We start from the raw sequence: 3,750 nt of genomic DNA on the forward strand, positions 1-3,750 counted from the left end.
TAGCTGACCTGGTCACTTTGCTTAGTTAGATCGCTCGGACAGTTGTTGACCAACGATAGTAAGTTATGTATACATTATAACTCATAACGCGTATACATATAATAGATGTATTAGAATTTAAAAAATTATACAGATGAAGAAAACAATAGCATTGCTAACCGGAGGTACCACTGGCGAATGGGTAGTCTCCGTTAAAAGTGCCGCAACAATAGCACAGAATTTAGATACCAGTAAATTCGATGTTTATAAAATTATGCTTACCCAGCAAGGCTGGTTTTATGAGCCTGCAGATTCTGTGAAAATAGAGGTTGACCGTAACGATTTTTCTCTTACCATAAAAGGAAGAAAAATAATGTTCGAAGGGGTATTTATAGCTATACACGGCTCCCCGGGCGAAGATGGCAAGCTACAAGGGTATTTTGATATGCTTAATATTCCGTATACAACATGTGATGCGCTTACATCGGCCATTACCATGAACAAAGGTTATACAAAGGCCGTTGTACAAAATATAGATCAATTGAATGTTGCTAAATCTGCTCAGATCTTTAAGAATGTACCTTACGATTTAATTCAACTAAAAAAAGACCTTAAATTACCATACTTTGTTAAACCAAATAACGGCGGCAGTAGCATCGGCATGAGTAAGGTTAGCCATGGCAATGATTTGGAAGCAGCTCTTGAGAAAGCTTTTCATGAGGATAACCAAATTTTGATAGAAGAGTTTATATCAGGCAGAGAGTTTACCGTTGGTGTAGTAAAACTTGATGGCAAAATAAAGGTGTTGCCTATTACAGAGGTAGAAACGGCAAAAGAGTTTTTTGATTTTGAAGCTAAATATACTCCTGGAGTAGCCACAGAAACAACCCCTGCAGCGGTTAAACCGGCAACAAGAGACAGAGTGGCAAAAATAGCAGAAGCTGTTTATGTGAAGTTGAATTGCAGGGGGGTAGTACGTATAGATTTTATACTTACAGAAGATGAAGGTGATTTTTACTTCATTGAGATAAATACCATTCCCGGACAAACTTCAACCAGCTTTATTCCTCAACAAGTTGCAGCAATGGGAATGAAGTTAAATGATTTTTATACTAAGCTCATTAAGGAAACGATAGGGTAGCATTTAACATGAAAATGCATTTTCATCATGACAATTAAATATTTGCTGGATAATAATTTTAAACCATCTCTTTATAAAAAGGGAGATGTAATTTATGAGCCTGGAGCTCATCCCAGGGCAGTATATTTTATAAAGAGTGGCAAGGTGAGAATGGTAACCGTAAATGATGATGGCAAAGAATTTATACAAGGCATCTTTAAAGCCAACGAGTATTTCGGAGAACCTGCATTATTGGTTAATAAATCTTATCTGGCCTACACAATCGCCACTCAGGATTCGGAAATTATAGTGGTAAAAGGAGAGGACTTTCTTAAAATGCTAAAGGAACATCCTGATTTTAGTATGAAGCTTATTCAGACCCTGAGCCATCGTTTGTTTTATAAGTCAATGATGCTCGAAGAACTGGCAAATGAACATGCAGAACACAGAATAAGAACGCTTATTGCTTACCTGTTTAAAGATGTAGAACATAGTCAGGAGCTAAAGGTAACCCGGCAGCAGCTCGCAGACATGAGCGGGCTACGAGTGGAAACGGTAATCCGTATCATCAAAAAACTTTCAGATCAGAAGGAATTGAAACTGCTTAGGGGTAAAATCATTAGAATTTAAGTATGATCTGGATCATAAATTAACTGTTTTATCTGTCGTATTTTTGTGTCATAATATTAAAGTTATGAAACCAATATCAAAAATACAGGCAGTTGTGGAGTGTAAATGTCCAAGATGTAGAAAAGGCCCAATATTTTCTGGTAAGCTTTATGCTTTTAAGGGCCAGACAACTAATGAATATTGTCCCGTTTGTAACCTTCGTTTTGAAAGGGAACCTGGCTTTTTTTATGTAGCAATGTTCATTAGTTATGCTATGAATGTTGCTGAAATGATTACCATCGCGGTAGCAGCTTATATACTGGGCGTAGATCTTACTTACGAGAACCTTTGGATATATGTTGCCATTATTATGGTTGGTGTATTTCTATTTGCTCCGTTTAATTACCGCTATTCAAGAGTGTTTTTATTGCACTGGCTTACACCTGGCCTGGGGTATGTTCCGGATTTGAAACACCAGGCATAAGGTTCAATATTTTCATAGCACAAGCCGTCATCTTGACGATAGGAGTGATGACGGCTTGTGCTGCCGTTAGATTTATAACGCAGTTAGACTTTTATAGTCTTCCATTTTCCTATTTTGAATAGAATATAACCTGCTATTGCAATACCTGTTTCGGCAACCGGAATGGCAATAAATACGCCTGTCGGGCCCATTTCTAAATATTTAGCAAGGAAGTAACCCAAAGGAATCTGGAACAGCCAGAAGCCAAAAAGATTAACCCATGTAGGCGTCCAGGTATCTCCGGCACCGTTAAAGGTGCTGATCAGAACCATGCCAATACCATAAAAGATATATCCAAGACTCATAATCTGAAGCGCATTTTTCGCAACCTCCTGTATTAAAACATCATTGCTGAAAAATGATATAAAATAGCGTCCAACGCCAAAGGTTAACACCATAACAAATAGCATATAAATCACCACATATTTTGCAGTTTTCATTACAGATTGCTCTGCCCGGTCAATATGTTTTGCGCCCAGATTCTGGCCAACCAGCGTTGCAGCAGCATTGCTCATTCCCCATGCCGGAAGCATAAAGAACATCATAAGCCTTAACGCAGTTTGATAACCTGCTGATCCATGATCTCCACCTGTTGTGGCTACAAGCTGCGCCAAAAATATCCAGCTGCACGATGCAATAACAAATTGGAAAATACCAGGAGTAGCAATTTTTAATAAAGCTTTTATCTGTTCAAAATGAGGCCTGAAATAGGATAACTTTATTTTTAAAAGGCTTTTGCCACTTACAAGGTGATAAACCTGATAGCACACACCAATGCCGCGCCCGATACTTGTAGCCATTGCTGCGCCTGTTAATCCAAATGCAGGGATTGGGCCAAAACCATTAATTAAAACAGGGCATAGAATGATATTGGCAATATTGGCAATCCATAAGCTTTTCATGGCTATAGCCGCATTACCAGCACCTCTGAATATCCCGTTAATAAGGAATAACAAAACAATAATAATACTGCCGCCCATCATAATGCGCATAAATGTTGTGCCTTGCGCTGCAGTTTCGGCCGATGCACCCATTAATAATAAAATGTCGGTTGCGTAAATAAGTCCCGCAATGCTAATGATCAGGTTAAACGCAACTGCAATTATTATTGCCTGCATTCCAGCTTTTGAGGCAGCAACCGGATCTTTCTCACCAATCCTTCTGGCTACCACAGCCGTTGCAGCCATGCTCATTCCAATGGCAAGTGAGTAGATAACGGTCAGTACAGATTCTGTGAGCCCTACTGTTTGTATTGCATGACTGCTGTTGTGTAAATGTCCTACAAAGTAAAGGTCTACCAATGCAAAAACAGATTCCATAGCCATTTCCAGCATCATAGGAATGGCCAGTAAAATAACAGCTTTACGAATGCTACCTTGGGTAAAATCGAGATCTTCGCCTTTAAGGGCCTGTTTTATAAGTGTAAAAATTTGAGATAGCTTGCCTAATGAAGCTGTTTTTTGTTCTAACATGGGGTAAGGGAAAAAGTAATAAATAAACCGCGACCAGCTAGAAAAGC

At 38.9% G+C, this 3,750-nt stretch carries 4 protein-coding genes; 3 read left to right on the plus strand and 1 reads right to left on the minus strand.

Translation table 11 applies throughout. The features are described from left to right. The first annotated feature begins 133 nt into the window (after positions 1 to 133). The 3 genes from AC1DDX_RS25135 (at position 134) to AC1DDX_RS25145 (ending at position 2,192) form a co-directional block, all read left to right on the plus strand. On the plus strand, positions 134 to 1,120 hold the full coding sequence (locus AC1DDX_RS25135) for a D-alanine--D-alanine ligase (RefSeq protein WP_172663352.1): 987 nt from the start codon (positions 134 to 136) through the stop codon (positions 1,118 to 1,120). A gap of 27 nt (positions 1,121 to 1,147) precedes the next feature. Next, the gene (locus tag AC1DDX_RS25140; protein ID WP_288883822.1) at positions 1,148 to 1,729 is read left to right on the plus strand and encodes a Crp/Fnr family transcriptional regulator; all 582 of its coding nucleotides are present in this window, start codon (positions 1,148 to 1,150) and stop codon (positions 1,727 to 1,729) included. Between the two features lie 64 nt (positions 1,730 to 1,793). Next, positions 1,794 to 2,192 carry a DUF983 domain-containing protein gene (locus AC1DDX_RS25145; protein WP_172663350.1) on the plus strand — a complete coding sequence of 133 codons (399 nt, stop codon included), beginning with the start codon at positions 1,794 to 1,796 and terminating at the stop codon, positions 2,190 to 2,192. A gap of 83 nt (positions 2,193 to 2,275) precedes the next feature. Here AC1DDX_RS25145 and AC1DDX_RS25150 read toward each other — a convergent pair. Continuing rightward, on the minus strand, positions 2,276 to 3,750 hold a 1,475-nt coding region (locus AC1DDX_RS25150), incomplete at its 5' end, for an MATE family efflux transporter (protein ID WP_477622802.1).

The organism is Pedobacter sp. 10L46_2 (assembly GCF_056395165.1).